The 24,735-nt window shown below is 69.4% G+C and carries 24 protein-coding genes and 1 tRNA gene; 2 read left to right on the top strand and 23 right to left on the bottom strand.

Annotated elements, in window-relative coordinates; genetic code table 11:
* Positions 1 to 18: 18 nt before the first annotated feature.
* From ASD66_RS22990 to ASD66_RS22950, 9 genes are read right to left on the bottom strand one after another with little or no spacing between them, the layout of a single operon-like run.
* Positions 19 to 2,580: a bifunctional FO biosynthesis protein CofGH gene (locus tag ASD66_RS22990; RefSeq protein ID WP_082599696.1), complete on the bottom strand. Its 2,562-nt coding sequence runs from the start codon at positions 2,578 to 2,580 to the stop codon at positions 19 to 21.
* Positions 2,577 to 3,389 (bottom strand): MaoC/PaaZ C-terminal domain-containing protein, encoded by an 813-nt coding sequence (locus ASD66_RS22985; RefSeq protein WP_056892395.1) that lies wholly within the window; start codon positions 3,387 to 3,389, stop codon positions 2,577 to 2,579. Before ASD66_RS22985 ends, ASD66_RS22990 begins: the two co-directional genes overlap by 4 nt.
* Positions 3,386 to 4,573 carry an acyl-CoA dehydrogenase family protein gene (locus tag ASD66_RS22980; protein ID WP_056686243.1) on the bottom strand — a complete coding sequence of 396 codons (1,188 nt, stop codon included), beginning with the start codon at positions 4,571 to 4,573 and terminating at the stop codon, positions 3,386 to 3,388. Before ASD66_RS22980 ends, ASD66_RS22985 begins: the two co-directional genes overlap by 4 nt.
* The gene (locus tag ASD66_RS22975; RefSeq protein ID WP_056686241.1) at positions 4,566 to 5,303 is read right to left on the bottom strand and encodes an enoyl-CoA hydratase/isomerase family protein; all 738 of its coding nucleotides are present in this window, start codon (positions 5,301 to 5,303) and stop codon (positions 4,566 to 4,568) included. The genes ASD66_RS22980 and ASD66_RS22975 overlap by 8 nt, the downstream gene beginning before the upstream one ends.
* A gap of 1 nt (position 5,304) precedes the next feature.
* Positions 5,305 to 6,693, bottom strand: a complete 1,389-nt coding sequence (locus ASD66_RS22970; protein WP_056892394.1) for an amidase — start codon at positions 6,691 to 6,693, stop codon at positions 5,305 to 5,307.
* Entirely contained in the window at positions 6,686 to 7,444 is a 759-nt protein-coding gene (locus tag ASD66_RS22965) for an SDR family NAD(P)-dependent oxidoreductase (protein WP_056686235.1), read from the bottom strand. The genes ASD66_RS22970 and ASD66_RS22965 overlap by 8 nt, the downstream gene beginning before the upstream one ends.
* Positions 7,445 to 7,467: 23 nt before the next feature.
* Positions 7,468 to 8,466 carry an LLM class flavin-dependent oxidoreductase gene (locus ASD66_RS22960; protein ID WP_056686232.1) on the bottom strand — a complete coding sequence of 333 codons (999 nt, stop codon included), beginning with the start codon at positions 8,464 to 8,466 and terminating at the stop codon, positions 7,468 to 7,470.
* A 5-nt stretch (positions 8,467 to 8,471) separates the two neighbouring features.
* A complete protein-coding gene (locus tag ASD66_RS22955) occupies positions 8,472 to 9,272 on the bottom strand; it encodes an alpha/beta fold hydrolase (RefSeq protein WP_056686229.1) in 801 nt (266 codons plus the stop codon).
* On the bottom strand, positions 9,269 to 10,861 hold the full coding sequence (locus ASD66_RS22950) for an AMP-binding protein (RefSeq protein ID WP_056892393.1): 1,593 nt from the start codon (positions 10,859 to 10,861) through the stop codon (positions 9,269 to 9,271). Before ASD66_RS22950 ends, ASD66_RS22955 begins: the two co-directional genes overlap by 4 nt.
* Before the next feature lie 126 nt (positions 10,862 to 10,987).
* Here ASD66_RS22950 and ASD66_RS22945 point away from each other — a divergent pair, with 126 nt between their 5' ends.
* Positions 10,988 to 11,629 (top strand): TetR/AcrR family transcriptional regulator, encoded by a 642-nt coding sequence (locus ASD66_RS22945; RefSeq protein ID WP_200950170.1) that lies wholly within the window; start codon positions 10,988 to 10,990, stop codon positions 11,627 to 11,629.
* Here ASD66_RS22945 and ASD66_RS22940 read toward each other — a convergent pair.
* The 7 genes from ASD66_RS22940 to ASD66_RS22910 form a co-directional block, all read right to left on the bottom strand.
* Positions 11,626 to 12,957, bottom strand: a complete 1,332-nt coding sequence (locus ASD66_RS22940; RefSeq protein ID WP_056892392.1) for an amidase — start codon at positions 12,955 to 12,957, stop codon at positions 11,626 to 11,628. The genes ASD66_RS22945 and ASD66_RS22940 overlap by 4 nt on opposite strands.
* On the bottom strand, positions 12,954 to 13,682 hold the full coding sequence (locus ASD66_RS22935) for an ABC transporter ATP-binding protein (protein WP_200950169.1): 729 nt from the start codon (positions 13,680 to 13,682) through the stop codon (positions 12,954 to 12,956). Before ASD66_RS22935 ends, ASD66_RS22940 begins: the two co-directional genes overlap by 4 nt.
* The gene (locus ASD66_RS22930) at positions 13,660 to 14,409 is read right to left on the bottom strand and encodes an ABC transporter ATP-binding protein (protein ID WP_082599694.1); all 750 of its coding nucleotides are present in this window, start codon (positions 14,407 to 14,409) and stop codon (positions 13,660 to 13,662) included. Before ASD66_RS22930 ends, ASD66_RS22935 begins: the two co-directional genes overlap by 23 nt.
* Entirely contained in the window at positions 14,396 to 15,373 is a 978-nt protein-coding gene (locus ASD66_RS22925) for a branched-chain amino acid ABC transporter permease (protein ID WP_056892390.1), read from the bottom strand. The genes ASD66_RS22930 and ASD66_RS22925 overlap by 14 nt, the downstream gene beginning before the upstream one ends.
* Before the next feature lies 1 nt (position 15,374).
* Positions 15,375 to 16,220 carry a branched-chain amino acid ABC transporter permease gene (locus tag ASD66_RS22920; RefSeq protein ID WP_056686206.1) on the bottom strand — a complete coding sequence of 282 codons (846 nt, stop codon included), beginning with the start codon at positions 16,218 to 16,220 and terminating at the stop codon, positions 15,375 to 15,377.
* A gap of 1 nt (position 16,221) precedes the next feature.
* The gene (locus ASD66_RS22915; protein WP_056892389.1) at positions 16,222 to 17,364 is read right to left on the bottom strand and encodes an ABC transporter substrate-binding protein; all 1,143 of its coding nucleotides are present in this window, start codon (positions 17,362 to 17,364) and stop codon (positions 16,222 to 16,224) included.
* Between the two features lie 434 nt (positions 17,365 to 17,798).
* Positions 17,799 to 17,872: transfer RNA gene (locus ASD66_RS22910), tRNA-Pro, on the bottom strand.
* A 221-nt stretch (positions 17,873 to 18,093) separates the two neighbouring features.
* Here ASD66_RS22910 and ASD66_RS22905 point away from each other — a divergent pair.
* Positions 18,094 to 18,963 (top strand): hypothetical protein, encoded by an 870-nt coding sequence (locus ASD66_RS22905; RefSeq protein WP_056686200.1) that lies wholly within the window; start codon positions 18,094 to 18,096, stop codon positions 18,961 to 18,963.
* 100 nt (positions 18,964 to 19,063) lie between these two features.
* On the opposite strand, the gene der is transcribed toward ASD66_RS22905, so the two are convergent.
* The 7 genes from der to ASD66_RS22870 form a co-directional block, all read right to left on the bottom strand.
* Complete coding sequence (gene der / locus ASD66_RS22900) at positions 19,064 to 20,425, bottom strand: ribosome biogenesis GTPase Der (protein ID WP_056686197.1); 1,362 nt, start codon at positions 20,423 to 20,425, stop codon at positions 19,064 to 19,066.
* Entirely contained in the window at positions 20,425 to 21,174 is a 750-nt protein-coding gene (locus tag ASD66_RS22895) for a lysophospholipid acyltransferase family protein (protein ID WP_056892388.1), read from the bottom strand. The genes der and ASD66_RS22895 overlap by 1 nt, the downstream gene beginning before the upstream one ends.
* A complete protein-coding gene (gene cmk, locus ASD66_RS22890; RefSeq protein WP_056686191.1) occupies positions 21,174 to 21,842 on the bottom strand; it encodes a (d)CMP kinase in 669 nt (222 codons plus the stop codon). Before cmk ends, ASD66_RS22895 begins: the two co-directional genes overlap by 1 nt.
* A 103-nt stretch (positions 21,843 to 21,945) precedes the next feature.
* On the bottom strand, positions 21,946 to 23,010 hold the full coding sequence (locus tag ASD66_RS22885) for a prephenate dehydrogenase (protein ID WP_056892387.1): 1,065 nt from the start codon (positions 23,008 to 23,010) through the stop codon (positions 21,946 to 21,948).
* Positions 23,003 to 23,401, bottom strand: coding sequence for a chorismate mutase (gene aroH / locus ASD66_RS22880; protein ID WP_056686185.1), 399 nt, complete (start codon positions 23,399 to 23,401; stop codon positions 23,003 to 23,005). The genes ASD66_RS22885 and aroH overlap by 8 nt, the downstream gene beginning before the upstream one ends.
* 74 nt (positions 23,402 to 23,475) lie before the next feature.
* Positions 23,476 to 23,871 (bottom strand): VOC family protein, encoded by a 396-nt coding sequence (locus tag ASD66_RS22875; protein ID WP_056686770.1) that lies wholly within the window; start codon positions 23,869 to 23,871, stop codon positions 23,476 to 23,478.
* A 28-nt stretch (positions 23,872 to 23,899) separates the two neighbouring features.
* The gene (locus ASD66_RS22870) at positions 23,900 to 24,721 is read right to left on the bottom strand and encodes a helix-turn-helix domain-containing protein (protein WP_056892486.1); all 822 of its coding nucleotides are present in this window, start codon (positions 24,719 to 24,721) and stop codon (positions 23,900 to 23,902) included.
* Between the last annotated feature and the right edge of the window lie 14 nt (positions 24,722 to 24,735).

The raw sequence follows: 24,735 nt of genomic DNA, 5'->3' as shown, positions 1-24,735 counted from the left end.
TTCAGGCGTTGATGATGATCAGGCGTTGACGGTGAGCGGCAGTTGCCGGCGCAGCGACTCGTCGAAGGACGCCGCAGCCTGCACCCGCTCCTCGCAGACCGGGCCGTAAGTGGTGGACCGCTGGCGGGCCGGACGGCCGATGCCGGCGGCCAGGTCGTTCAGCTCCCGCACCGACTTCAATGAGCCGTTCTGGGCACCGGCCATCCGGCTGATGGTCTCCTCCATCAGCGTGCCGCCCACGTCGTTGGCGCCACCGGTGAGCATCAGGCGGGTGCCGTGCTCGCCGAGCTTCACCCAACTGGTCTGGATGTTGTCGATGCGGCCGTGGAGAAGCAGTCGGGCCATCGCATGGACGACCCGGTTCTCCTGCTCGGTGGCGCCGGCGCGGGCCTTTCCGGCGAGGTAGATCGGTGAGCTCTGGTGCACGAACGGCAACCCGACGAACTCGGTGAACCCGCCGGTCCGGTCCTGCATCTCGCGCAGGACCTTGAGGTGACCCAGCCAGTGCCTCGGTTCGTCGACGTGGCCGTACATCATCGTCGACGACGAGCGCAGCCCCACCTCGTGCGCGGTTTCCACGATCTCGATCCAGGTGGCGGCGGGCAGCTTGCCCTTGGTCAGCACCCACCGCACCTCGTCATCGAGGATCTCCGCCGCGGTGCCGGGGATCGAGTCGACCCCGGCCTCCTTGGCCGCGACCAGGAACTCCCGGAACGACAACCCGGTGCGGGCCGCGCCGTTGAGGATCTCCATGGGCGAGTAGGCGTGCAGGTGGATGTCGGGGACCCGGCGCTTGATCTCGCGGGCCAGCTCGAAGTACGCCGTCCCGGGCAGCTCCGGATGGATCCCGCCCTGCATGCAGATCTCGGTCGCGCCGACCGCCCAGGCCTCCTCGGCCCGCTTGCCGACCTCGTCCAGGGACAGGGTGAACGCGTCGGCATCCGTACGGCGCTGCGCGAACGCACAGAACCGACAGCCGGTGTAACAGACGTTGGTGAAGTTGATGTTGCGGTTCACCACATACGTCACGTCGTCACCGACCACGGCTCGACGTACGTCGTCGGCCAGGCGACACAGTGCCTCCAGTGCAGGCCCCTCGGCCTGGAACAGCAGCATCGCCTCGTCGTCACTGAGACCGGCCGGGTCGCGTTCGGCAGAGCGCAGGGCAGCCGCGACGTCACCATCCAGGCGGGCCGGGACCGTGTGCAGGGAGGCGTCCTGCAGGGCGTCCCAGTCGCCGTACACCTGGTCGAAGTCGTCTCGACGGTCATGGGTCCGGCCGGTCGTGTCGATGCTCCGGTGCAGGTCGGTGCGGCCCGAGCTGGTCCAGTCGAGATCCGGCTCCTGCCACGGCAGACCCACCGGCACAGCCGACTCGAGTGCCAGGCCACGTGCATCGGCCAATCCGTCGACGTGGTGGCGCAGGCGCGGGTCCAACCACGGCTCACCCCGCAGCACGAACTCCGGGTAGATGGTCAGTCGCTCACGCAGCTCGAAGCCCTGCTCCGCGGTGCGCAGGGCGAGCTCGTCGATCTGTGGCCACGGCCGTTCGGGGTTCACGTGGTCCGCGGTCAAGGGTGAGACACCACCCCAGTCATCGATGCCGGCCCGCAGCAGCAGCGCGAACTGGTCGTCGATCAGGTTCGGCGGCGCCTGGATCCGCATCGACGGACCGAGCACGACACGGGCCACCGCCACGGTCGCCGCCAGCTCCGCCAGCTCGGCGTCATCCTCGTGGGCCATCGCCGTGTCCGGCTTGGCGCGGAAGTTCTGCACGATGACTTCCTGGATGTTGCCGTACTGCCGCGCAATCCCGCGCAGCGCGAAGATCGCGTCGGCGCGTTCGGCGAACGTCTCGCCGATGCCGATCAGCACACCCGTGGTGAAGGGCACCGACGAGCGGCCGGCATCCTCGAGCGCCCTCAGCCGGACGGCCGGCTCCTTGTCCGGCGAGCCGTAGTGGCACCCACCGGGCTCGGACCACAGCCGCGTCGCGGTGGTCTCCAGCATCATCCCCATCGACGGGGACACCGGCTTGAGCCGCTGGAGGTCCTCCCACCCCATCACGCCGGGGTTCAGATGGGGAAGGAGACCGGTCTCCTCGAGGATCCGGATCGCGACCGCCCGCACATAGGCCAGCGTCGAGTCGTACCCGTTGGCGTCGAGCCACTCGGCCGCGGCCGGCCAGCGCTCCTCGGGCCGGTCCCCCAACGTGATCAGGGCTTCCTTGCAACCCAGTGCCGCACCCTCGCGGGCGATCGCCAGCACCTCGTCCATCGACAGGTACGGCGCCGGCACCTTCTTCGGGGTGGTCGCGAACGTGCAGTAGTGGCAGCGGTCCCGGCACAGCCGGGTCAGCGGGATGAACACCTTGCGGGAGTAGGTGATCACTCCAGCCCGGCCGGCCTGGTCGAGCCCGACGTCACGAACGCGGCCGGCGATCTCGCACAGTGCGTCCAGGTCCTCCCCACGCGCCTGCAACAACACCGACGCCTCCTCGGGGTTGAGGGTCACCGCCTGGCGGGCACGGTGCAGCGCACGCCGCATCTCCGCCGAGGTCGCTGCCGTCCCCGTGGTCATGCGCCGAACCTCGCCGTTCCGCCCTTGAGCACGACGGTGTCGCCCACGAGGGCGTCGAAGTGGACCACGCCGTCGGCCTCCCCGGACTCGACACGCAGCTCGTCGCCGGGCAGCACAGGTGAGGCCAGCCGGACCTCCAGCTCACGCAGGTCGGCGGGGTGTGCGCCCACCTGACCGGCGACGATCCGCGCGGCGATGCCCAGGGTGCACAGGCCGTGCAGGATCGGCCGGTCGAACCCGTTCGCGGTCGCGACCTCGGGGTCGACGTGCACCGGGTGCCGGTCGCCGGTGAGTCGGTAGAGCGCGGCCAGGTCCGGGCTGGTCGCGAACGTGTCGCTCGCGTTCCGATCGACCGGTGCGGCAGCGGGGGCCGAGGGTCCGCGGTCTCCGCCCCACCCACCGAGGCCGGGCAGGAAGATGTTGTACGTCGCGGAGAACACCGGCGAGCTCACCTCGATCTCGACGACGGCGGCCTTGCCCTTGTCGAGAACGCCGGCGATGCGCCCGGTCATCGGGATCTCCCCGCAGGCCGGCATCTCGCCGTGCACGACAAGCTTCTGCGAGGCATGCAGTGACCGCTTCGGGTCGTAGGCGCCGAGACGGCCGGCCGACTCCACGGCCCACAGGCCCAGCGCACAGGCGTACGTCGGCAGGGTGCGGAGGTCGCGCTCGTAGACGAGGTCGAGGTCGGTCGCCGAGGCACCGACCGAGAGCGCGTAGAGGATCGCGGCCGTGTCGTCGTACGACGCGGTGTGCGAGCCCAGGTCGGTGCCGGCGAGATCGGCAAGGGTGAGGGTGGGAGTGTTCATCGGTAGGCCGCCGTCCCGGTGATCGCGTGGCCGAGGGCCAGCGTGTGGATCTCGTTCGTGCCCTCGTAGGTGTAGACCGACTCGAGGTTGTTCATGTGCCGGATCACCGGGTACTCCAGGGTGATGCCGTTCGCGCCGAGGCTGTTGCGTGCCTCGCGGGCGACGTCCATGGCCTGCCGCACGTTGTCGAGCTTGCCGAAGCTGACCTGCGCCGGCGTCAGCGTGCCGGCGTCCTTGAGTCGCCCCAGATGAAGGGCCACCAGGGTCGAGCGGTTGACGCTGACCAGCATCTCCACGAGCTTGCGCTGGACCAGCTGGAAGCCGGCGATGGGCTTGCCGAACTGCTCACGGGAGAGGCTGTAGTCCAGAGCCGCCTCGTAGCAGGCACGGCCGGCCCCGACGGCGCCGAACAGGATCCCGAAGCGGGCCTCGTTCAGGCACGACAGGGGCCCGCGCAGGCCGGTGACACCGGGCAGCACCGCGGTCTGGGGCAGCCGCACGTCCTCGAGCACGATCTCGCCGGTCACCGACGCCCGCAGCGATGCCTTCTTGTGGATGGTGTTGACCGTGAAGCCCGGAGTGCCGGTCGGGACGATGAACCCCCGGATGCCGTCGTCGGTCCTCGCCCAGATGACCGCGACGTCCGCGATCGGTGCGTTCGTGATCCACATCTTGGTGCCGTTGAGCACCCAGTCGGTGCCGTCACGACGGGCCTGGGTCTTCATGCTGCCGGGGTCCGAGCCCGAGTCGGGCTCGGTGAGCCCGAAGCAGCCGATGATCTCGCCGGCGGCCATGCCCGGAAGCCAGGCTTCCTTCTGCTCCTCCGACCCGTAGGCGTGGATCGGGAACATCGCCAGGGATCCCTGCACCGACACGAAGCTGCGGAAGCCGGAGTCCCCGGCTTCGAGCTCGAGGCAGGCCAGGCCGTAGCTGACCGCGTTCGTTCCGGCACAGTCGTAGCCCTCGAGGTGCATGCCGAGCAGACCGAGGCCGCCCATCTCCTTGGCCAGCTCCCGTGGGAAGACGCCTTGGTCGTACCAGTCGCCGATCTCGGGAAGGACCCGGTTGACCACGAAGCTGCGGACGGTCTGCTGGATGGCGCGTTCCTCGTGGTCGATGAGCGTGTCGAGGTCGAGGAAGTCGCGCGGGTTGTCGGCGCGCTTGAGGTTGGTGGCGTCACTCATGCTGTCCTTCTTTCGTGAGGTGCTTGCTGCGGGCCCGGGCGACCGCGGATGCGCGCTCCGGGGATCCGAGCAGGGCGAGACGGGATGACTGCCATTCCACGGGGTCGAACGTGCCCGCGTCGTGGCTGTTGAGCACGGCCTTCGTCGCGGCGACTGCGGCCAGGTGCTCGGTGGTGGTGGCGCCCAGGAGTGCCTCCGCGGTCGCGACAGCCGTGCCCTTCGCCACGACCTGGGAGACCAGACCTGCCGCCCGGGCCGAGTCGTGGTCGAAGCGTTCGCCGAGCAGCAGCAGCCGGCGTACGGCGTCGCGCGGGTAGGCGTCACAGAGCCGGCCGAGTGACTCCGGGTTGTACAGCAGTCCGAGTCGTACGGCGGGCACCTGGAGGTAGCTGCCCTCCGCGGCCACCCGCAGGTCGCAGGAGAGGGCCAGGTCGGCGGCTGCTCCCAGGCACGGGCCCTCGAGTGCGGCCACGACGGCGACCGGCGCTGCGCGGATCGCGCGAGAAGCTGCTGCGACGGCCTCGTCGTAACCCACGTCGTCCGTGGTCCCGGTGATCTCCCGGAAGTCTGCGCCGGCACTGAAGACGTCACCGTTGCCGTGCAGCACGACACCTGTGACGTCGCACGCGAGTGTGGTGAAGGCCGTCGTGAGCGAATCGAGCACGGACAGCGACAGGGCATTGCGCCGTTCGGGCGCGTCGATGACGACGTGCTGGACCCGCCCGGTCATGTCAGGCCCCGACCCGGGCCGACGACCACCGCTCGACGAGTCGGGTGCGGTCGAACTCGACCGCCTGCTCGAGCTGCTCGGAGATGTTGAGCAGCAGCTGTTCGGTGCCAGCCCGGGTGACCAGCTGGGCGCCGACGGGAAGCCCGTCGACCAGGCCGCACGGCAGTGAGGCGGCGGGAACGCCCGCCACGTTGAAGGGCACCGTGAACGGGAACGCCCCCCAGAGCTGGTCGACCTCGTGTCCGTCGATCGTGGCGGGCCTCTCCCCCAAGGGAAAGGCCGGTACGGCGACGGCGGGAGTCAGCACCACGTCGTAGGTCGTGAGCAGGTCGTCGATCCGCTGGCGGAACACCGGCAGCAGCTCGTTGGCCCGCAGTGCGGCCGACGGGTCGAGGGAGAGCGCGGCCCGCAGCGCCGACCGCTCGTAGCGGGTGAGCTGGTCGGCATGCTGGGCCAGCAGATGCCCGCGCTCACGGTGCTCGTCGTCGAGGACCAGCGGACCGAACACGTCGTTCCAGCCGTCGACCGGGAGGTCGATCTCGGTGACGTGGTGTCCGAGGGTCTCGAGGATGTGCGCAGTCTTCGCGATGACCCCCGCGACTCCGGGATCGACCGGGCGCCCCTCGGGGTGGGCGCAGTAGCCGATCCGGAGCCCGGTGCGGGGCACCGCCGGCAGGAACGTGCGGCCCGCCAGGACGCCCAGCATGGTGCGTGCGTCGGCCACTGTGTTGGTCATCGGGCCGGCGCTGACGAAGTCGGTCATTGCGCGGAAGCCACGTTCGTCGCTCACCACGCCGGCGCTGGGCTTGAGGCCGTAGAGGCCGGCGAAGGCCGCGGGGATGCGGATCGACCCGCCGCCGTCCGACCCGACCGCGAGGGTCGAGAGGCCGGCCGCCACCGAGGCTGCGGCTCCGCCGCTGGAACCACCCGGTGTCCGTGTGGTGTCCCACGGATTCGCCGTGTCGGGGCCGAGCAGGTTGTCGGTCGTGGCCGACTGGCCGAACTCGGCGGTGTTGGTCTTGCCGGTGAACACTGCCCCGGCCGCGCGCAGTCGCCGGACCACACCGGAGTCGGTCTTGGCCACCTGGTCGCGATGGACGAGCGAGCCGAGGGTGGTCACCACACCTTCGATGTGGAAGGCGTCCTTGATCGACACCGGCACCCCGGTCAGCGGGGCCAGCGGCCCGCCGTCGGCGTACCGTCTCTCCGCCTCCGAAGCCTGTGCCAGGGCCAGGTCACGAGTGACCTCGACGAACGCGTTCAACTCGACGTCGTACCTGTCGATGCGGTCGAGGAACGTGGTGGTCACCTCGACCGGGCTCACCGTGCCCCGGCGGTACGCCGAGACCAGCTCGGCCGCCGACCACCGGCAGAAGTCCTCGTCAGCCATGGGGGTGGACCCCGCCGCTGACGCCGTAGACCTCTCCGGTGATGTAGCCGGCCTGGTCGGAGACCAGGAAGGCCACGAGGTTGGCGATGTCGTCCGGCTGCCCGATCCGGCCCAGCTTCGACTTGTCCTGCAGGTAGCCGTCGAAGAACTCGTCAGGGTAGATCTTGCGCAGGAAGTCGTTGTAGATCAGCCCTGGTGTGATCGCGTTGACCCGCACACCGTGCTTGCCGTTCTCCGCCGCGGCGACCCGGGTGAGTGCGTTGACGCCCGCCTTGGCCGCGGAGTACGCCGCCCCGTGCTCGGCCGTCGTCTCGTAGGCGGCGATCGAGCTGATGTTCACGATCGCGCCTGAGCCGGCTTCGATCATGTGGGGCAGTGCGTGCCGCATGCCGAGGAAGGTGCCGGTCAGGTCGACGTCGAGGCAGCGCTGCCAGGTCTCGAGCGACATCTGGGCGACGGGCTCGATCTTCGACCAGCCGGCGTTGTTGACGAGCACGTCCAGGCGACCGCGTTCGGCGACCACCGTGTTCATGCACTGCTCGATCGCTGCCGCATCGGTGACGTCGAGCGGGATGGCCAGGAACGGTCGTCCGTGCTCGCCGGCCAGCTCGTCAGCGAGCTCCTTGCACCTGCGCTCGTGCGCATCGGTGACGACCACGTCGAATCCGTCGGCGGCCAGCCGTCGGGTGATGGCTGCGCCGATTCCGGCGCCGGCGGCAGCGGTGACGACGGCGACCTTGTGCTCGGTCATGGTGCTCTCCTTGTCCTGGACGGTCAGGCGTTGACGGCGGGAATGATGTCGGTGGCCAACTGCTCCATGCGGCGCTTGCGGCCACCGGAGAGCAGGGCGAACGTGATCCGGTCGAGGTCGAGGGCGCAGAGATCCTTGAGGCGCGCCACGCACTGGTCGGCGGTGCCGGCCAGCGCGACGGACTTCACGAACTCGTCGCTGACGACCTGCTTGTGGCCTGCGTGCCGCGAGAGGTGCTCGACCAGGTGGTAGCCGGAGTTGGCCGCAGCGAACTCCGGACGGAAGCGCTCCCAGGCGGGCGGCATGTGCTTCCACACGTCGAACGTCGCGGCCTGGCTGGTCGCCCAGGCACGCACGTCGGAGAGCGCCTGCTCCTCGTCGTCGTCCACGCTCATCGTGACGACCAGGTCGATGACGATCTCGGAGCGGTCGCGACCGGCCTTCTCGAGGCCCTCGTAGATGTACTTCAGCTGCCACTCGACGAACTCGGGGTCGGCGCCGCCCATCAGGATCGCGCCGTCGCACTTCTCACCCGAGAGCCGCAGCATGCCGGGCTGGGAGACGGCCAGGTAGATGGGGATCTGCTTGCCTGCGGTCGCCAGCTTCACCTTGGTGCCGTAGAGGTCCTGCTCCTCGCCGGTGAAGAGTCGACGGAACTCGTCGATGCCGGCCGAGAGGTCGCCGAGCTTCGAGGGCTGGCCGCCGGCGCCGTACACCGCGGACCAGCCTGCGCCGAGGCCGAGCATCGCGTTGCCGTTGCTCAGCTCGTCGAGGGCAACCGTCGCGTTGGCGGTCACCGTGGGGTGCCTCGTGAGCAGGTTGGTGACGGCCGAGCCGATGTGCATGTTCTCCGTGGCGAGCGCGGCGATGTTCATCGCGGCGTACACGTCCTTCATGCCGAGCTGGAAGTCGATGAACCACATCGCCTCGAAGCCCTTGGCCTCGGCTTCCTTGGCCAGGTCGGTCACGTTGGTCAGTGGTTCGCGCGGGCTGACGCCCATCGAGAGTCCCCAGCGGTCCATGGTGTTCAGTTCCTTCCAGAGAGGGCAGTGCGCATGACGGCAGTCACGGCATCCGGGTTGTCGATGTTCATGAGGTGTCCCGCATTCGGGATCTCGGTGTAGGTCACGTCGGCCAGGGCCTCGGTGATGATGTCTGCGGCCTTGCGAGGGCAGAAGGTGTCGTCGGTGGCGCCGACGACGTCGACGTGCACCTTGATGTCGGCCAGGCGCGGCGTGAGCGGTGCGGCGTTCAGACCGGCCATTGCCTGCGCGGCATTGGCGTAGCCACGCCCGTCGCCGACCACGCGCAGCCGTTCCGCGACGACCTGGTCGAGCTGGTCGTGGGCCACCGCCAGAGCCGCGGCGGTGTCCTCGCGCATTCCGTGACGGAACTCGGCGGATGCCGTGTCCGCGGCCTGCGCGATCCGGTTCGCGTAGAAGCCGGTGGCGGCGCGACCGACCACGGACGACGTACCGAGCACGATCGCGTGGGTGACCAGGTCGGGGCGCTCGGCAGCGGCCCAGAGGGCGACGGTGCCACCGAGGGAGAACCCGACGACCGTGGCCGGGCCGGTGACCGTCTCGAGGAAGCCGAGCAGGTCGCGCCCCAGCTGCTCGAGCGTTGCGTCGCCGTCGCCAACCGTGGTGCCACCGTGACCGCGCAGGTCGTAGGCGAACGTGTGTACGTCGGCCAGGTCGCGCTGTTGCACGGCCCAGGTCTCCTTGCCCTCGGCAAGCCCGTGCACGAGCACGACGGGCGGGCCGGAGCCGGCCTCCGTCCACTCGACGTCGATGTCGCCGATGGTTCGGGTGGATGTGGCTGTCATGCGTGCTCCTCGAGGATGCGGCGAAGGTCGACCTTGCGGATCTTGCCTGCGGCGGTCACGGGCATTTCGTCGACGACGCGCAGGGACTCCGGAAGCTTGCGGTCGGACACTCCCGCTCGACGGAGCCAGCGCACGAGCTCGTCGAGGGTCGGCGGGAGGTTCCTGGCCACGATCACGGCGCAGATGCGTTCGCCGAGGCGCTCGTCGGGCTCGCCGATCACCGCCACCCGGAGCACGTCGGGGTGAGCCGCGATCGCGTTCTCGATCGGCACCGGGGAGATGTTGACGCCGCCGCGGATGATGAGGTCCTTCAGCCGCCCGGTCAGGCGGAGGTAGCCGTCGTCGCCGATGCTGGCCAGGTCACCGGTGCGGAAGAAGGCGTCCGGGGTGAGCAGGCTGCGGTACATCTCCTCCTGCCCGAGGTAGCCGACGAAGACCCCGGGCCCACGCATGGCCAGCTCGCCGACCCCGTTGTCGTCGGGCTCGAGGATGCGGAGCTCGAGGTCGGGCAGCGGGATGCCAGCGGTGCTGGTCAGTTGCTCGGGCGTGCTGTCGGCCGTGCCCGTCGTTCCGGCGCCCTCGGTCATGCCCCACAGGACGGTGACGAGAGTGTGCGGGGCCTGCTCGGCGGCCTGCTCGAGAAGGCTCGGCGGCACCGGGGCACCGCCGCAGAGGAAGCTGGTCAGGCTGGCCAGCTTGGCCTTTCCAGCCGGCCATTCGGCATCCACGAGGTCCTTGAGGAACGGAGTCGCGGCTGCGGTGAACACGCACTGGTGCTCGTCGACGAGCTCGAGGCCACGCACCGGGTCCCAGCGGTCCTGGAGCACGAGGGTGGCACCCGTGAACAGGGACAGTCGGCCGCCGTGCCACGCGCCGACGCTGTGGCCCAGCGGCGACGGCATGAAGATGGGGGTCTCTTCGGTGATCCCGAAACGCCGGGCGAAGCCCAGGTTGACGGCGGCCATGGTGTCGGCGGTGTGCATGACGGCCTTCGGCATGCCCGTCGTGCTCGACGTGAACATGAGGTGGTCGACGCCGGCGGGAACCACGGGGGCACGCCGCTCCCCCTGTGCCCAGGTCCAGAACTCCGCGCCGTCGTCGTCGACCAGCAGAACGCTGGTCGCCCAGCCGCACGAGACGGCCGCGTCGCGGGCCCATTCACCGGTCGGCCGGTTGCGGCTGGTGTGGGCGCCGATGATCACGCGGGAGCCGATGAGCTCGTGGACATGGCGCAGGGTCCGGGAGTCGGTGCTGATCGGCAGCGTCGCCGGCACGGCGCCGATCTGCAGGCAGGCGAGCAGCGACACCTGCCACTCCACGCTGTTGGGCAGGTAGATCAGCACGGCGTCTCCGGCCTGCACACCGGCGCTGACCAGGCCGCGGGCCATCAGGCGCGCCCGACTCGAGAGCTCGCGACGGGTCAGCGCGTGGCCACGGTCGTCCACGAGTGCGAGGTGGGTCGGGTCGGCCTCGACGAGGCGGTCGAAACGGTCGGCGAGCTGCTCACCCGGCCACCAGCCGTTGCGGCGGTAGTCGTCGGCGAGCGGGTGCTCTGCGCCGAGCTGGAGAGGCGTTGCTGTCTGGGTCACAGGTCGATCGTCCAACGGTCTGCATCTCCTGTCAAGAGAGTGATGTCGCTTTTTTTCTTTGCTCACGTCGCTTTACGTTATGCTCGGGTCCACACAGGCCAAGACGATCACTTCGGGAGCCCGCACATGCCAGTGTCCGCAGAACCCACCACCCCCAAGGGCCGGCGCACCCGCGACCATCTCGTGAACGCGGGCCGTGTGGTGTTCGCCCGCGACGGCTACGTCAGCGCCCGCATGTCCGACGTGGCGCAGGAGGCCGAGATCTCCATGGGTGGGCTCTACCGCTACTTCGCCAACAAGGAGGACCTCTTCGGCCAGGTCATCGCCGACCTCCATGAAGAGCTCTTCCAGGCGAGCACTGCCACCGACCACGACTTCAAGACCGACCCCTATGAGGCGCTGGTCGAGTCGAACAAGGGTTACCTGCGGCACTACAGCGAGCAACGCGACGTCATGCGGGCCTTCATCCAGGCTGCCCACGTCGAAGACCGGTTCCGCGACTTCTGGTGGAAGATGCGCAACCGCCACATCGACCGCTTCGTCACCGCGCTCAAGAACGTCCATGGCATCACCGAGGTGAACGGCGTCGACGCCGCGCTGGCGGCCGAGTCCGTGGCGTGCATGGTCGAGCAGTCGGCCTACGTCTGGTACGCCCAGCACAAGCTGCACGGTTCCGAGGTCGACCTCGATGACGCGGCTCGCACGGTGGCTCACACATGGTTCGTCACCTTCTTCGGTCCCGACGACCACCGGGTCGCCTCCTCCTAGAGGGAGCGCAGGTGCGGCGGGAGCCCGTCGGGAAGCAGCGGTTCGAGCGAGGCACCGATCGCGATGAGATCGAGGTCGCTCCCCCGACGCCCGACGAGCTGCACACCCACGGGCAGCCCCTCGTCCAGGCCGGCCGGGATCGCCAGCACCGGATGCCCGGCCAGGTTGGCGAAGGCCGTGTTGCGACACAGCGCGGTGTCGCGGTCCTCCCACTCGCCTGCCACCTGCACCTGCTCGTCGTACGCCGGTGACGCGGGGAACGGCACTCCCGGGAGCAGCAGGACCTCGACCGTGTCGAGCAGTTGGTCGAGTTCGTCACTGAACGCCATACCCGACGCACGCGCCGCGTCGTACTGCCCGTCGGTGACCAGGGCCGCTGCGGCCAGCCGAGCTCGGACGTACGGCGTGTAGAGGTCGGCGCGATTCGCCCACCGGGCGTGGAAGCGACTCGCCTCGTGGCCGATGATGGTGAAGTTGTCACCGACACTGGCCTCGATTCCGGGCAGCCGCACCTCCATCACCCGCGCGCCGAGATCACCGAACGCGTCGGCAGCCGAGGAGACGGCGACATCGACCGAGGCCGCCGATCGTCCGAGACCGGCGAGGACGCCGACAGTGCGCGGCACCCGCTGCGGCGTTGGCCCGCCGGCCAGGCCGGCCAGCACCCGTAGCAGCGGGTCGAGGTCCGCAACCGAACGTGCCATCGGGCCGGCCACGTCAAGGGTCGGGGAGAGTGGCACGATCCCGTCGGTCGGCACCAGCCCACGGGTCGGCTTCAAGCCGGCCACCCCGCACAGGTTCGCCGGAATGCGGATCGAGCCCGCCGTGTCGGTGCCGACGGCACCGAGGCAGAGTCCGGCAGCCAGGGCCGCCGCGGGTCCGCCGGACGAGCCGCCGACGATGCGTTCGGGATTCGCGGGATTGCGGGTCGGCTCGGTGGTCCCGCCGTACGCGAACTCGTGGGTGTTGGCCTTGCCGACCAGGACGGCGCCTGCCTGCTCCAGCCGGCTCCACACCGTGGCGTTGGTGTGAGCCACGTTCTTCTCGAGGACCCGGCTGCCGGCCGTGGTCACGAGGCCCGCGACGTCGATCAGGTCCTTCAGCACGACGGGGATCCCGAGGAGCGGACCCGACTCCCCCGCAGCCAGCCGGGCATCGGCCTTGGCCGCGTGCTCACGAGCCAGGTCGACGGTGGCGGTGACCAGCGACCTGATCGCGGGTTCGTGCACCGCCGAGCGCTCCAGCACCGCCTCGAGCAGCGCGGCCGAGGTCAGCTCGCCCGAGTCCAGTGCGGCCCGGGCGGCCACGAGCGTGGCGGGCAGGTTCACGCGGCTCCGACTCCGATCAGGCTCTGTTGCACGTCGCGCCGGCCCGAGAGATCTTCGGCGCTGCCATCGTAGGCCACCTCGCCGCTGACCAGGACGACTGCACGATCGGCGACCGAGAGCGCAAATCGCAGGTTCTGCTCGACCAGAAGGATGGCCGGGGCATCGGCCTCGCGGGTCAGTTGCCGCAGCAGGACGGCGATCTCGTTGACGATGGAGGGAGCCAGTCCCTCCGTCGGCTCATCGAGGAGCAGCAGGGACGGATTGGTGCTCAGCGCGCGGGCGATGACGAGGAGCTGCTGTTCGCCGCCACTGAGGTTGTTGCCGAACGCCTTCGAGCGCTTGCGCAGCACCGGGAAGAGGTCCATCAACCGGTCCGTGGTCCATCCGGTTCCCGACGCCGGCCGCCTGGCCGCCACCTCCAGGTGCTCGCGCACGGTGAGGCTGCGGAACACCTGGCGCGACTCGGGCACCAGACCGATGCCGAGCCTCGCGCGCTTGTGCGGGCCCAGCTCGGAGATGTCCCGGCCCGCCAGGCGCACTGCGCCCGAGGAGCGTGGCAGCTGACCCATGATGGCCCGGATGGTGCTGCTCTTGCCCATGCCGTTGCGCCCGAGCAGCGCGGTCACCGAACCGGACTCGACCGTGAGCCCGATGCCGTGCAGCACCGGCGCCCCGCCGTACCCGCCGCGCAGGTCCTTGATCTCAAGCAACGATGGGTTCTGCACCGAGATACACCTCCTCCACGAACGCGTTGCGGGCGATCGCCTCCGGGGTGTCGTCGGCCACGAGCTGCCCCTGGTGCATGACGAGGATGCGGTGGGACCAGCCCATGACCATGTCCATGTCGTGCGCGACGAAGATGACCGCGGTCTCCGGGCCCAGTTCCGCGACGCGGTCTCGCAGGTCGCCGCACTCGGAGGCTGTCAGCCCGACGTTCGGCTCGTCGAGAAGCAGCAGGCTGGGCTGTGCCGAGACGGCGATCGCCAGCTCGAGCCGCCGTTGTGCGCCGTACGACATGTTTGCGGGCAGCTCCACGCCGTCATTGCGACCGAGGTCCCACGTGTCCAGAAGCTCGTCGACGCGCGCCGCGAGGACCCGGTCGCCGCGCCAGCCGCGGACCATGCTCCATCGGTGGTTCTGACGGCACGCGAGGGTCAGGTGCTCACGCACCGTGAGGTCAGGGAACAGGCTTGAGATCTGGAAGGAGCGCGAGATCCCGGCCCGGTAGCGGCGGTGCGGGGCGAGTCGTGTGACATCGCGTCCGGCCAGTCGCACGTGACCGCTCGAGGCCTTCACCTGGCCCCCGAGGATGTTGAACAGCGTGCTCTTGCCGGCTCCGTTGGGGCCGATCACGCCGACCCACTCGCCGGCTTTCACGTTGAACGAGACGTTCTGTACGGCGTGCACTCCGCCGTACGTCCGTCCGACTGCATCAATCTCAAGCAACGGCATGGGAGACCCGTCCTCTCGTGAGGGAGCGCAACGCGCCGGCGACCTTCGGTCGGAACCGGAGCAGCAGCGCGGTGACGATGAAGAGCCCGCCGATGATCATCGGGGCGCGCTCCATCGACCACTGGTTGGCGTAGAACTGGAGCAAGGTGACGAGGATGCCGCCGATGAAGGCGCCGTACCTCGTGCCGGAGCCGCCGATGATCGCCATCAGCACCAGCAGCCCCGACGTGGCGACACCGATGTTGGTGGGCGAGATCAGCCCGCTCTGGAAGGCGAACAGGGCACCACACACTCCGCTGAGGGTGCCGGACAGGACGATCGCGACAACACGGTAGCGCCACACGTCGTACCCGAGGGCCTCCATACGGACCTCGTTGTCTCGACTCCCCCGGAAGGCCAGGCCTAGCGGCGAGCCGATGATCCGCTGGATGGTGAACAGTCCGAGCACGGTGAGGACGAGCACGAACTGGTAGAGCGTGCCCGAGTGCCAGTCCTCGCCGAGACCGAGCGAAGGGATGTAGATGCCGGTGACGGCCTCGGCCTGCGCGGTCTTGAGGAAGTCCCACTGCTGGGCGAGGTTCGAGACCATCTGGCCCAGCGCCAGCGTGACCAGGATGAAGTACAGCCCGCGAGCCCTGAGCGAGACGAGGGCGAAGACCAGCGACGCCAGCGCGGACGCGAGGGCGGCGGCGACGATGAGGTACCAGAACGACTCGTGGCCGTAGCGCACCATCAAGAGCCCGGCGGTGTAGCCGCCCACACCGGCGAGTGCGGCGTGACCGAGGCTGTAGAGCCCGGCCTGACCGTAGGCGAGGTCGAGGCTTGCCGCCATCATGGCGAAGATCAGGGCCCGGGTGAGCAGGCTCTCCTGCTGGCTGGAGAGCAGGAACGGCAGTTCGAGAGCGCCGATCAGGAGCACCAGGACCGGCACCTTGCGGCGCAGCTGGGTGAACACGGTCGTCATGTCAGGCCGTCCTTCCACTGAGGCCGGTCGGCCGCAGCACGAGCACTCCGGCCATCAGCAGGTAGAGCATGACCGAGGACATCTCGGGAAACCGGTCGCGCGAGAAGGCGTCGAGCAGGCCGATCACCAACGCCGCGACGAGAGTGCCGGGCACCGAGCCGATGCCGCCGACCACGACCACGACCAGTGCCATGAGGAGAACCTCCATCGGCTGGTTCGTGTTCGCCCCCAGGACCAGGCCGCCCATGCCACCGGCGATGCCGGCGACCGCGGAGCCCAGCACGAACACGGCGAGGACCACCCGGTCGAGGTTGATGCCGAGGCCCTTGGTCATCTCCGCGTCGTCCATGCCGGCACGCACCATGGCGCCGACCCGGGTACGGTCCTGCACCAGCCAGAGCATCAGCGCGATCGCGAATCCGACGACAGCGATGGCCAACCGGTTGGCCGGCACCGACACTCCGCCGATCTGGACGGCGCCCTCGAGCCAGCTGATCCGGAACGGTGCCTTGGCGATCGGGCCCCAGATCCACTGGGCCAGGTTGGCCAACACGTAGATCAACCCGAACGACATGAGTATCTGCTCATTCGGTCTGCCGGGGATGAAGCGGAACAGCCTCTCCAGCGCCAGCCCGAGCGCCGCACAGATCACTGCCGCACCCAGGATCGCGACCACGAGGGGGTAGCCCTGGTCGACGGCGAGGGTCGAGGTGACGAACGCCCCCACCATGTAGACCGCCCCGTGGGCCAGGTTGAGCACGCCCATCGCTCCCAGGAGCAGGGCGAGACCTGATCCCATCAGGAACAGGACCGCTCCGAGCGAGATCCCATTTGCGATGATCTGCATGTCAGTGTCCGACGTTCTCGTAGGTCTTCACGGGTTCCCACTCGTAGCGACTGCCGTCCTTGATCGCCTTGACCACCGTGCGGTTGGACGCGGCGACGCCGTCTGCGTCGTACGACGCCGGGCCGATGACGGTGTCGAACACCTTCCCGTCGAGCTCCTCGCGGAGTGCCTTGACGGACGTGTCTCCATCGGTCTCGTCGGCACCGGTCAGGAAGATGTCGGTGACCGTGTAGGCGAAGGCGACGGTCTGGTTCGGAATTCCGTGGTACTTGGCGTCGTACGCCTTGGTGAAGGCCGCATTCTCCGGGTAGTCGAGCAGGTGGTTGTACTCGTTGAGGCCGATCTCACCGGAGAGCTCGTCGCCGATGCTCTGATAGGTGGGGTCGAAGACGCCCTGGAACATCAGCAACGGGACCTTGATCCCGAGGTTGCGGTACTCGCGGACGAACGCCGCAGCATCGTTGGGCACCAGCCACATGGCAAGCGCGTCGACGTCCTGGTCGAGCTTCGTGGCGTACTGCAGCATGTCCGTGGTCCCGAGCGGAACCCACTGCTGCTGGGAGACCTCACCGCCGGCTGACTTGAACGCGTCCGCGACACCGGCGATCGCGTTCTGGCCGTAGGCGTAGTCGGGTCCGAGGGTCGCGATCTTCTTGTAGCCAAGTTCTTCGGCCGCATAGGTACCGAGCGGAGCCGCCGTCTTCTTGTCCGCCCCGGGCCAGATGAACCCGCTTCCGTCGCCGCCAGCCAGGGCGACGTCGCCACCGAGCAGGGTGAACATGGGAACACCCTGTTGGTCGAGGTACGCCGACACTGCCTGCTGGCTGGAGCCGAAGATCGGTCCGACGACGACGTCGGCACCGTCGGACTCGACGAGCTTCTTCACCCGCTCCAGGGTCTGGGACGGGTCGAGCACGTCCTCGTTGACCTTGACCACCGAGACCTTCTCGCCACCGGCCTCGCTGCCGAACTTGTCGAGCGCGAGCTCCACGCCCTGCGCTGCTTCGGGACCGTAGTCGGCGGCGAATCCCGAAGTCGGAGCCACCAGCCCGATGACGATCTCATTGTCATTGGCCGCATCGCCGTCGCGCGTGGCGCACGCCGCGAAGGACATCGTGAGCGTCGTCGCGGCAACGGCTGCCATCAGTTTTCGAGCCTGCACGTGGACTCCTCCAAGTCGATTACCAACCCCGTGGAGTCGATCGTCGGCCTGTGACGCGCATCATGTCAAGAGGGTGACGTCGCTTTTTTGTGTTTGCCGCCTCGCTTTTCTGGGCCCGATGCGGAAAGTGCCTACGACCGGTGGCGCCGAGACTGAAGGATCTGTGACTGCCGAGTTGTCACCGCCGATCGGGAGAACTCGCCCTCGACGACCTGGATGTAGGTCCGCGGGGATACTCGCTACGGTTTGGGCGGGTCCGGTCAGGTGGTCACCCCGAGAATGGCCGAACGGTCTGCGGCATGTTTTGCGGCATCGGCCCCAATGCGGGCCGTCGTGCGATCGCGCTGTGCGTCGGCCAGAAACGCAAAAACCGCCTCTGTCCTGCGTTCTCCGCAGGACAGAGGCGATTTCTCCGGTCGGGCTGACAGGATTTGAACCTGCGACCCCTTGACCCCCAGTCAAGTGCGCTACCAAGCTGCGCTACAGCCCGAAGCCCCGCGACTCACGCCGTGGAGCGAGTGGAACCCTACCGCAGCCCGGCGGCGAACACGGAATCAGGGTCCATCCTCGTCGCACCGAAATTCGTTGACACTTGGATTCTGCAACTGCTAAGCCAGTTCCCAACCACTGCGCCTCTTGCTTGCAGCACGGGAGGGTCTCGAGCACCGGGCTCGGTGGGGACATCCACTCACCTCGGGAAGGACCCTCCTCATGCGCTCGATCCGCCACACCATGCTGCGCCGACGTACGTCGTACGCGGTGGCCGCCGCCGCACTCGCGATGACCAGCCTGTCCGGCACTCCGACGGCACAGGCCGACGACGGCGACCTCCATCCGGACCCGTTCGCGTACTGCCCGGTCGGTGTGGTGACCAACCCCGACACCGGCGCCACCACGAGCACCTGCATCGCCTCCGTGGGACGCGGCGGCACGTTCAAGCTCGGCTCCACCGTCGTGACGCTCACCGAGGGCGTCAACGTCCAGGGCGGCCTGGGCATCACCCCGACCGGGCCCGCGTTCGTGCTCGCCAACGACGGCATGACCCTCTCCGGCCCCGACCAGAACGTCCCGGGTGGGGTGCTGGGCGTCGCCCAACTGGAGGGGCTGCTCCCGGGAATCACCGACATCAAGGCTGTCGTCCACCTCGCCGGCACTCCGACGTTCAAACTGGGCGCCAACCTCCGGATGGACCTGCCGGTCTACGTCGAGCTCAAGAACAACCTGCTCGGCCCCCACTGCACCATCGGCGCGCCGGACGCACCGTTCGTGCTGCACCTGACCAGCGGAACGACGACTCCCCCGGAGGGAGTCGAGCCGATCACCGGCGCCAACGGCACCGTCACCGCTCCGGACCTGGGCGTGACCGTGCTCGAGCTCAAGGGTCAGCGGTTGGTCGACAACACCTTCGCCGTGCCGGCCGCCACCGGGTGCGGTCCACTCGGACTGCTCAACGGCGCGGTCAACGCCAAGTCCCACCTTCCGGCTGCTGCCGGGGTCAGCGAAGCAAGGCTCGACGGCAATGCGTTCATCGTCGGTGCCTCACAGGTCGACCAGGTGACGGGCTACGTGCCGGGCATGTAGCAGCAGATGGTCTCGAGACGGGCGCAGAGTGCCCTCCTCGACCAACGAAGAACGCGAGCGCCCTCCTCGACCAACGATCCAGGAGGGCGTTCGCCTTCGATCAGCGCTTGCGCTTCTCGCGGGGTCGCACGGACAGCTCGATCGGGGTACCGACGAAACCGAACTCCTCACGCAGGCGACGCTCGATGTAGCGCTCGTATCCGGCGTCCAGCTTGCCGCTGGTGAAGAGGATGAACGTGGGCGGCGAGGTCTGCGCCTGCGTGCCGAACAGGATCTTCGGCTGCTTGCCGCCACGCACCGGGTGGGGGTGCTCGGCGACCAGACGGCCGAGGAAGGCGTTGAGCTGGCCGGTCGTGACCCGGGTCTCCCAGCCCTCGAGCGCGCGGTCGAGCGCCGGGACGAGCCGGTCCACGTGCCAGCCGGTGCGCGCGGTGATGTTGATCCGCGGCGCCCACTGCACCTGCACGAGCTCGCGCTCGATCTCGCGGTCGAGGTAGTAGCGACGCTCCTCGTCGACGAGGTCCCACTTGTTGAACGCGATCACCAGCGCACGGCCGGTCTCGCGGACGGTCTGGATGATGCGGATGTCCTGCTCGGACAGGCTCTGCGACCCGTCCACGACGAGTACGGCGACCTCGGCCCGCTCGATTGCGGAGGCGGTGCGCAGCGACGCGTAGTACTCGTGGCCGGAGGCCTCCTTGACCCGCTTGCGGATGCCGGCGGTGTCGATGAAGCGCCAGTCACGGCCGCCCAGGGTGATCAGCTCGTCGACCGGGTCGACGGTGGTGCCGGCGACGTTGTCGACCACGACGCGGTCCTGGCCGGCCAGCTTGTTCAGCAGCGACGACTTGCCGACGTTGGGCTTGCCGACGAGTGCGATGCGGCGCGGGCCGCCGACCTCGCCGTACGACTCCTCGGGAGTCTCGGGCAGGGCCTCGAGGACCGCGTCGAGCAGGTCGCCCGAGCCGCGTCCGTGGATCGCGGAGACCGGGTACGGCTCGCCCAGACCGAGGTTCCAGAGACCGAACGCCTCGGCCTCGGTGCGCTGGTCGTCGACCTTGTTGGCAGCGAGCACGACGGGCTTCTTCGACTTGCGCAGGATCTTGACGACGGCCTCGTCCGAGTCGGTGATGCCGACCGTCGCGTCGACCACGAAGAGCACGGCATCGGCAAGTGACACCGCGATCTCGGCCTGCCCGGCGATGCGCTCGGCCAGGCCCTTCGCGTCGGGGTCCCAGCCACCGGTGTCGACGACCGTGAAGGCGCGACCGTTCCACGAGGCGTCGTAGGAGACCCGGTCACGGGTGACACCCGGACGGTCCTCGACGACGGCTTCGCGGCGGCCGATGATGCGGTTGACCAGGGTGGACTTGCCCACGTTGGGGCGGCCGACCACGGCGAGCACCGGCACCGGTCCCAGGATCTCCGGGCCGGCCTCGGTGGACGCGTCGTACTCGCTCATCATGCTCCTTGTTCGACCACACCGGTGTGCGGGTCGTCATCGATGTTCTGCTGCCCCACGGGCAGGGGCCCGGGGAGTTGCCGGCCGGTGAGGGCCAGCGCTTCGTCAAGCCGGGCGATCATGTGCTCCCGCAACAACAACGCCGAGTGCCTCACTTGTTCCCGGGTGCGTGGCCACGGAGTCTGCTCGAAACGGTACGGCTCGCCGTACACGATGTCGACGGTGCTGCCCCGGGGCGGCAGGGCGTTGCTGCCGGCGCCGGGTTCGCGGGTGCCGATCATGCTCACCGGCACGATCGGCGCACCGGAGACCAGGCCGAGGTACGCCGCTCCGGCGTGGAAGCGGCGGAAGTCGCCGGGTCCGCGGGTGCCTTCGGGGAAGACGCCGGCTGCACGCCCGTCGCGCAGCACGGCCAGGCACGCCTTCATCGCCGACGGGTCGGCGGCGAAGCGGTTCAACGGGATCTGGCCGGCTCCACGCAGGAACCCACCCAGCCTGCCCTCGAACATCTCGACCTTGGTCAGGGCGTGCACCGGCCGCGGGCCGAAGATCGCCAGCAGCGGACCGTCGACGACGCCCACGTGGTTGCTCGCGACGATCACCGGTCCGGTGGCGGGCACCAGGTCCGCGTTGTGCACCCGCACGCCGAAGCGGCGGCGGATCAGGAAACGAGCGAGGGGCCGCAGGCCATGCAGCATGAGGGTCCGGGGCAGCTCCACCCCGTCGGTGTCGGGAAGTGTGCGTGCCATCACACCCCTTCCCGGGCGGCGCTCACCAGAGCGACCACCTGATTGATCACCTCTTCGAGCGTGTACGGCGTGGTGTCGATGTGGTGCGCACCATCGGCCATCACCAACGGCGCGGTCGCCCTGCCGGAGTCGATCTTGTCGCGGGCCAGCAGCGACTGCTCGGTGGCGGCCAGGTCGGAGCCGCCTTCCTCGGCGGCCCGGCGGAGCGCGCGTGCGGCGGGGTCGGCGGTGAGGTAGAGCTTCACCTCGGCCTGCGGCCACACCACGGAGCCGATGTCACGGCCCTCGACGACGATGCCGCCGTCGCCGATCACGTCCCGTTGCAGCTCGAGCAGTCGGGCCCGGACCTCGGGGACCGCGCTGACCGGGCTGACCGCGCCGGTGACGTCCTCGCCGCGAATGCCCACGGCCACGTCGGTGCCGTCGACGGTGATGGTCGGTGCCAGCGGGTCGGTGCCGGACTCGATGCGCGGTGTCAGCGCGTGGGCGGCCACTGCCTGCGGGTCATGGACGTCGACGTCGTTCTCGAGCATCCACCACGTCATCGCCCGGAACATGGCACCGGTGTCGAGGTAGCGCAGGCCCAACCGGGCAGCCGCACCGCGGGAGGTGCTCGACTTGCCCGACCCGGAGGGTCCGTCGATCGCGACGACGACGTTGTTGCTCACGGGTTCCTGCCTCCTGCTGGGTCGATAAGTGCAGGGTGCAGCCTACCCGTGAGTCAGCCCGGCCCGGCCATCCTCGACTCGGCATCCCCGCCTGGGCCGCCGGTCAGCTGTGCAGGTCCCAGCCGCGTTCGCCGAGCGAGACCCTCAGGTGCTCGGCGCGGTCGACCTCGACCAGCAGCTCGACCAGGCCGACCGGGCGGCCCGGGTCGTGGTCGATGTGCACGTCCTCGATGTTGACCCCGATCTCGCCCGCGTCTGCGAACAGTCGGGCCAGCTCGCCCGGGTGGTCGGGCACCGCGACGTACAGGCTGCGCATGGGGCGCGGGGGCCCGCCGTGCTTGCCGGGAATGGCCCGGGTGCCGGCCACGCCCTCGGCCAGGAGCACGCCGAGCGGGCCGCGCTCGTCAGCGGAGATGGCCGCGCGGAACTCGGTCAGCCGGCCCTGTACCTCGTCGATGAGGCCGAGCAGTGCCGCCGAGTTCGCGGTGATGATCTGCTGCCACAGGCGCGGATCGCCCGCGGCGATGCGCGTCACGTCGCGCACCCCCTGTCCGGAGAGCGCCAAGTGCTCCTCGGGGGCGTCGACCAGTCGGCCGGCCACCAGCGAGGCCATCAGGTGCGGCAGGTGCGACGTGCGGGCCACGGCCTGGTCGTGCTCCTGCGGCGTCAGCTGCAGCGGCACTCCCCCGCAGGCCTCCACCAGCTCGGTGACCAGGCGGACGGCGTCGGCGTCGGCCTGGTCGTGGACGGCGATCGCCCACGGCCGGCCCTCGAACAGGGTCGCCGACGCGGCCAGGGGGCCCGACCGTTCACTGCCGGCCATCGGGTGGCTCCCGACGTAGCGGCCCACCGACTCGGGGGCGACGGCCGCGACCTGGGCCAGCGGCTGGGACTTGATGCTGCCCACGTCGGTCACGATCGCGTCGGTGTCGCGCAGGGCGTCGGCGACGATGCTGCCGAGGTGGTCCGGCGGCACGGCCACGACCACCAGCTGCACCGGCTGGCCGTCGTACGCCTTGCCGGCACCGAGCCCGCTCGCCGTCCGCAGGTGCTCGGAGGAGGCGTCCTTCAGGTAGACCTCGAGCCCGGCCCGGCGACAGGCCAGGGCGACAGAGGTGCCGAGGAGGCCGGTGCCGACCACCAGGACCGGACCGCGCAGGTCAGCCATCCGCGCCGGTGTCGTCGGGGACCTCGCGGACCCGGGTGAGGTCGCGACGGAGGTTGGCGGCGCCGTGCAGGTAGACGTGGGTGATGTCGGCGCGCGGCAGGTCGGTCTCGACGTGCGCCATCATGCGCACGACCCTCGGCATGGAACCGTCGATCTCGAGCTCGCGTGCACAGATCAGCGGCACGTCGTCGAAGCCGAGCCTGCGGGCGGCGTACGCCGGGAACTCGGAGTTGAGGTCGTCGGTGGCGGTGAAGATCACCGAGATGAAGTCGTCGACCTCGAGCCCGTTCGACGCCATCACGTCCTGGACCATCTCGGCGACGCGCTCGAGCATGTGCTCGCGTACGTCGTCCTCGAGCTGCGTGGCCCCACGCACGGCTCGTACTGCCACGATGTCGTCCTTTCCTGACCGGATCCTTGCCCGCACAGGCTAGGCCATACCGGTCGAGGGAGGGCGCCGCGGCCTCACTTCGGCTGGTAGTTGCCGAAGGACCACTGGTTGCCCTCCGGGTCGCTCACCGTGCCGCCGCGGCCGCCGTAGTCCTGGTCCACCATCGGTCGTACGACGCTCGCCCCTGCCGCGACCGCCGCGTCGAAGAGGGTGTCTGGATCGTCGGTGACCAGGTAGCACGCGGCCGTGCCCGGACCGGACACACCAACGGCGTCTTCCCGGACCGAGCCGAACATGATCCCGCCGCCGCCGGACCACAGCCACTCGGCGTGGACCACCGTCGTCGGGTCCTTGTCGTCACGGTAGGTCGCGTGCTCGGTGAACCCGATGGCACCGAGCCACTGCATCATCCGCTCGGGGTCCTGCAGGGTCAGGGTCTGCCAGTGCTTGATGTCGGCTGCTGAGGTCATCATCGGCTCCTTCGTCGTCGTCGGACCCTCAGGTTGCCGCGTCGTCGACCCCGGTGTCTTGGACGAATGGGAACTCCTCGCGCGCCCAGTCCGACGGGGTGCAACCGGCCAACGCGTTCCACTCACGGGTCAGGTGGGACTGGTCGGCGTAGCCACATGTCGCAGCCAGGTCGGCCAGCGAGCCGGCACCCGCGGCAAGGCTTGCCACCCAACGCTCACGGCTGGCCGAGAAACGCGCAATGCGCTGGAACACCTTGGGCGTGACGCCGCACTCGGCCCGGAACATGGTGGTCAGGTGGCGCCGGGAGCAGCCGGTCTCGTCGGCGACCTCGTGCACCGGGACGCCTCGGGTCAGCCGGGCCAGCGCATGCCCCACCTCGGCGCGGGGCGCAGGTGCTTCGGTGGCGGCCAGCGCCTCGACCAGGCACCGTTCGACCAGGCGCACACGGTCACGCGGGTCGGCGAGCCCATTCACCTGCTCGGGGAGCCGGCGGAGGACGAGCGGCAGGTCTGGACCGAGCTCGTCGAGCCCGGTGAGCGCTCTGGCCACCTCGCCGAGCGGCACGCCCAACAGGGCCCGCGCCCCGAGCGGGGTGAGCGCCAGCTGGATTCCGGCCTGGCGACGGCCGTGGTGGATGTGCGCCGGACGGTCGTGCAGCCCGGACACCGACGACCAGCCGCTGGTCCGTGACCCCGGCTCTCCCGCCCACGACACCGCGAGGGGCTCGTCGACGGGCAGCACGAAGGTCAGCGTCGGCGACGGGAGCCCGCGATGGATGCCCGGTTCGGGCGTGGTCACGTCGTACGCCACGAGCGAGGCGACGTACGGCGCGAGCACCGGTGCAGGCATGTCCACGACGGTAC

It is taken from the genome of Nocardioides sp. Root151, assembly GCF_001427925.1.
GTDB lineage: Bacteria > Actinomycetota > Actinomycetes > Propionibacteriales > Nocardioidaceae > Nocardioides.
The sequence above is the reverse complement of the archived record's forward strand: the minus strand, read 5'-3'. Positions and strand labels throughout refer to the sequence as shown.

Excerpts from the sequence above, each read along its gene's own strand:
- ASD66_RS22990 (WP_082599696.1), bottom strand. The coding sequence starts at position 2,580 with ATGACCACGGGGACGGCAGCGACCTCGGCGGAGATGCGGCGTGCGCTG.
- ASD66_RS22985 (WP_056892395.1), bottom strand. The coding sequence starts at position 3,389 with ATGAACACTCCCACCCTCACCCTTGCCGATCTCGCCGGCACCGACCTG.
- ASD66_RS22980 (WP_056686243.1), bottom strand. The coding sequence starts at position 4,573 with ATGAGTGACGCCACCAACCTCAAGCGCGCCGACAACCCGCGCGACTTC.
- ASD66_RS22975 (WP_056686241.1), bottom strand. The coding sequence starts at position 5,303 with ATGACCGGGCGGGTCCAGCACGTCGTCATCGACGCGCCCGAACGGCGC.
- ASD66_RS22970 (WP_056892394.1), bottom strand. The coding sequence starts at position 6,693 with ATGGCTGACGAGGACTTCTGCCGGTGGTCGGCGGCCGAGCTGGTCTCG.
- ASD66_RS22965 (WP_056686235.1), bottom strand. The coding sequence starts at position 7,444 with ATGACCGAGCACAAGGTCGCCGTCGTCACCGCTGCCGCCGGCGCCGGA.
- ASD66_RS22960 (WP_056686232.1), bottom strand. The coding sequence starts at position 8,466 with ATGGACCGCTGGGGACTCTCGATGGGCGTCAGCCCGCGCGAACCACTG.
- ASD66_RS22955 (WP_056686229.1), bottom strand. The coding sequence starts at position 9,272 with ATGACAGCCACATCCACCCGAACCATCGGCGACATCGACGTCGAGTGG.
- ASD66_RS22945 (WP_200950170.1), top strand. The coding sequence starts at position 10,988 with ATGCCAGTGTCCGCAGAACCCACCACCCCCAAGGGCCGGCGCACCCGC.
- ASD66_RS22930 (WP_082599694.1), bottom strand. The coding sequence starts at position 14,409 with ATGCCGTTGCTTGAGATTGATGCAGTCGGACGGACGTACGGCGGAGTG.
- ASD66_RS22925 (WP_056892390.1), bottom strand. The coding sequence starts at position 15,373 with ATGACGACCGTGTTCACCCAGCTGCGCCGCAAGGTGCCGGTCCTGGTG.
- ASD66_RS22920 (WP_056686206.1), bottom strand. The coding sequence starts at position 16,220 with ATGCAGATCATCGCAAATGGGATCTCGCTCGGAGCGGTCCTGTTCCTG.
- ASD66_RS22915 (WP_056892389.1), bottom strand. The coding sequence starts at position 17,364 with ATGGCAGCCGTTGCCGCGACGACGCTCACGATGTCCTTCGCGGCGTGC.
- ASD66_RS22905 (WP_056686200.1), top strand. The coding sequence starts at position 18,094 with ATGCGCTCGATCCGCCACACCATGCTGCGCCGACGTACGTCGTACGCG.
- der (WP_056686197.1), bottom strand. The coding sequence starts at position 20,425 with ATGAGCGAGTACGACGCGTCCACCGAGGCCGGCCCGGAGATCCTGGGA.
- ASD66_RS22895 (WP_056892388.1), bottom strand. The coding sequence starts at position 21,174 with ATGGCACGCACACTTCCCGACACCGACGGGGTGGAGCTGCCCCGGACC.
- ASD66_RS22885 (WP_056892387.1), bottom strand. The coding sequence starts at position 23,010 with ATGGCTGACCTGCGCGGTCCGGTCCTGGTGGTCGGCACCGGCCTCCTC.
- ASD66_RS22875 (WP_056686770.1), bottom strand. The coding sequence starts at position 23,871 with ATGACCTCAGCAGCCGACATCAAGCACTGGCAGACCCTGACCCTGCAG.
- ASD66_RS22870 (WP_056892486.1), bottom strand. The coding sequence starts at position 24,721 with ATGCCTGCACCGGTGCTCGCGCCGTACGTCGCCTCGCTCGTGGCGTAC.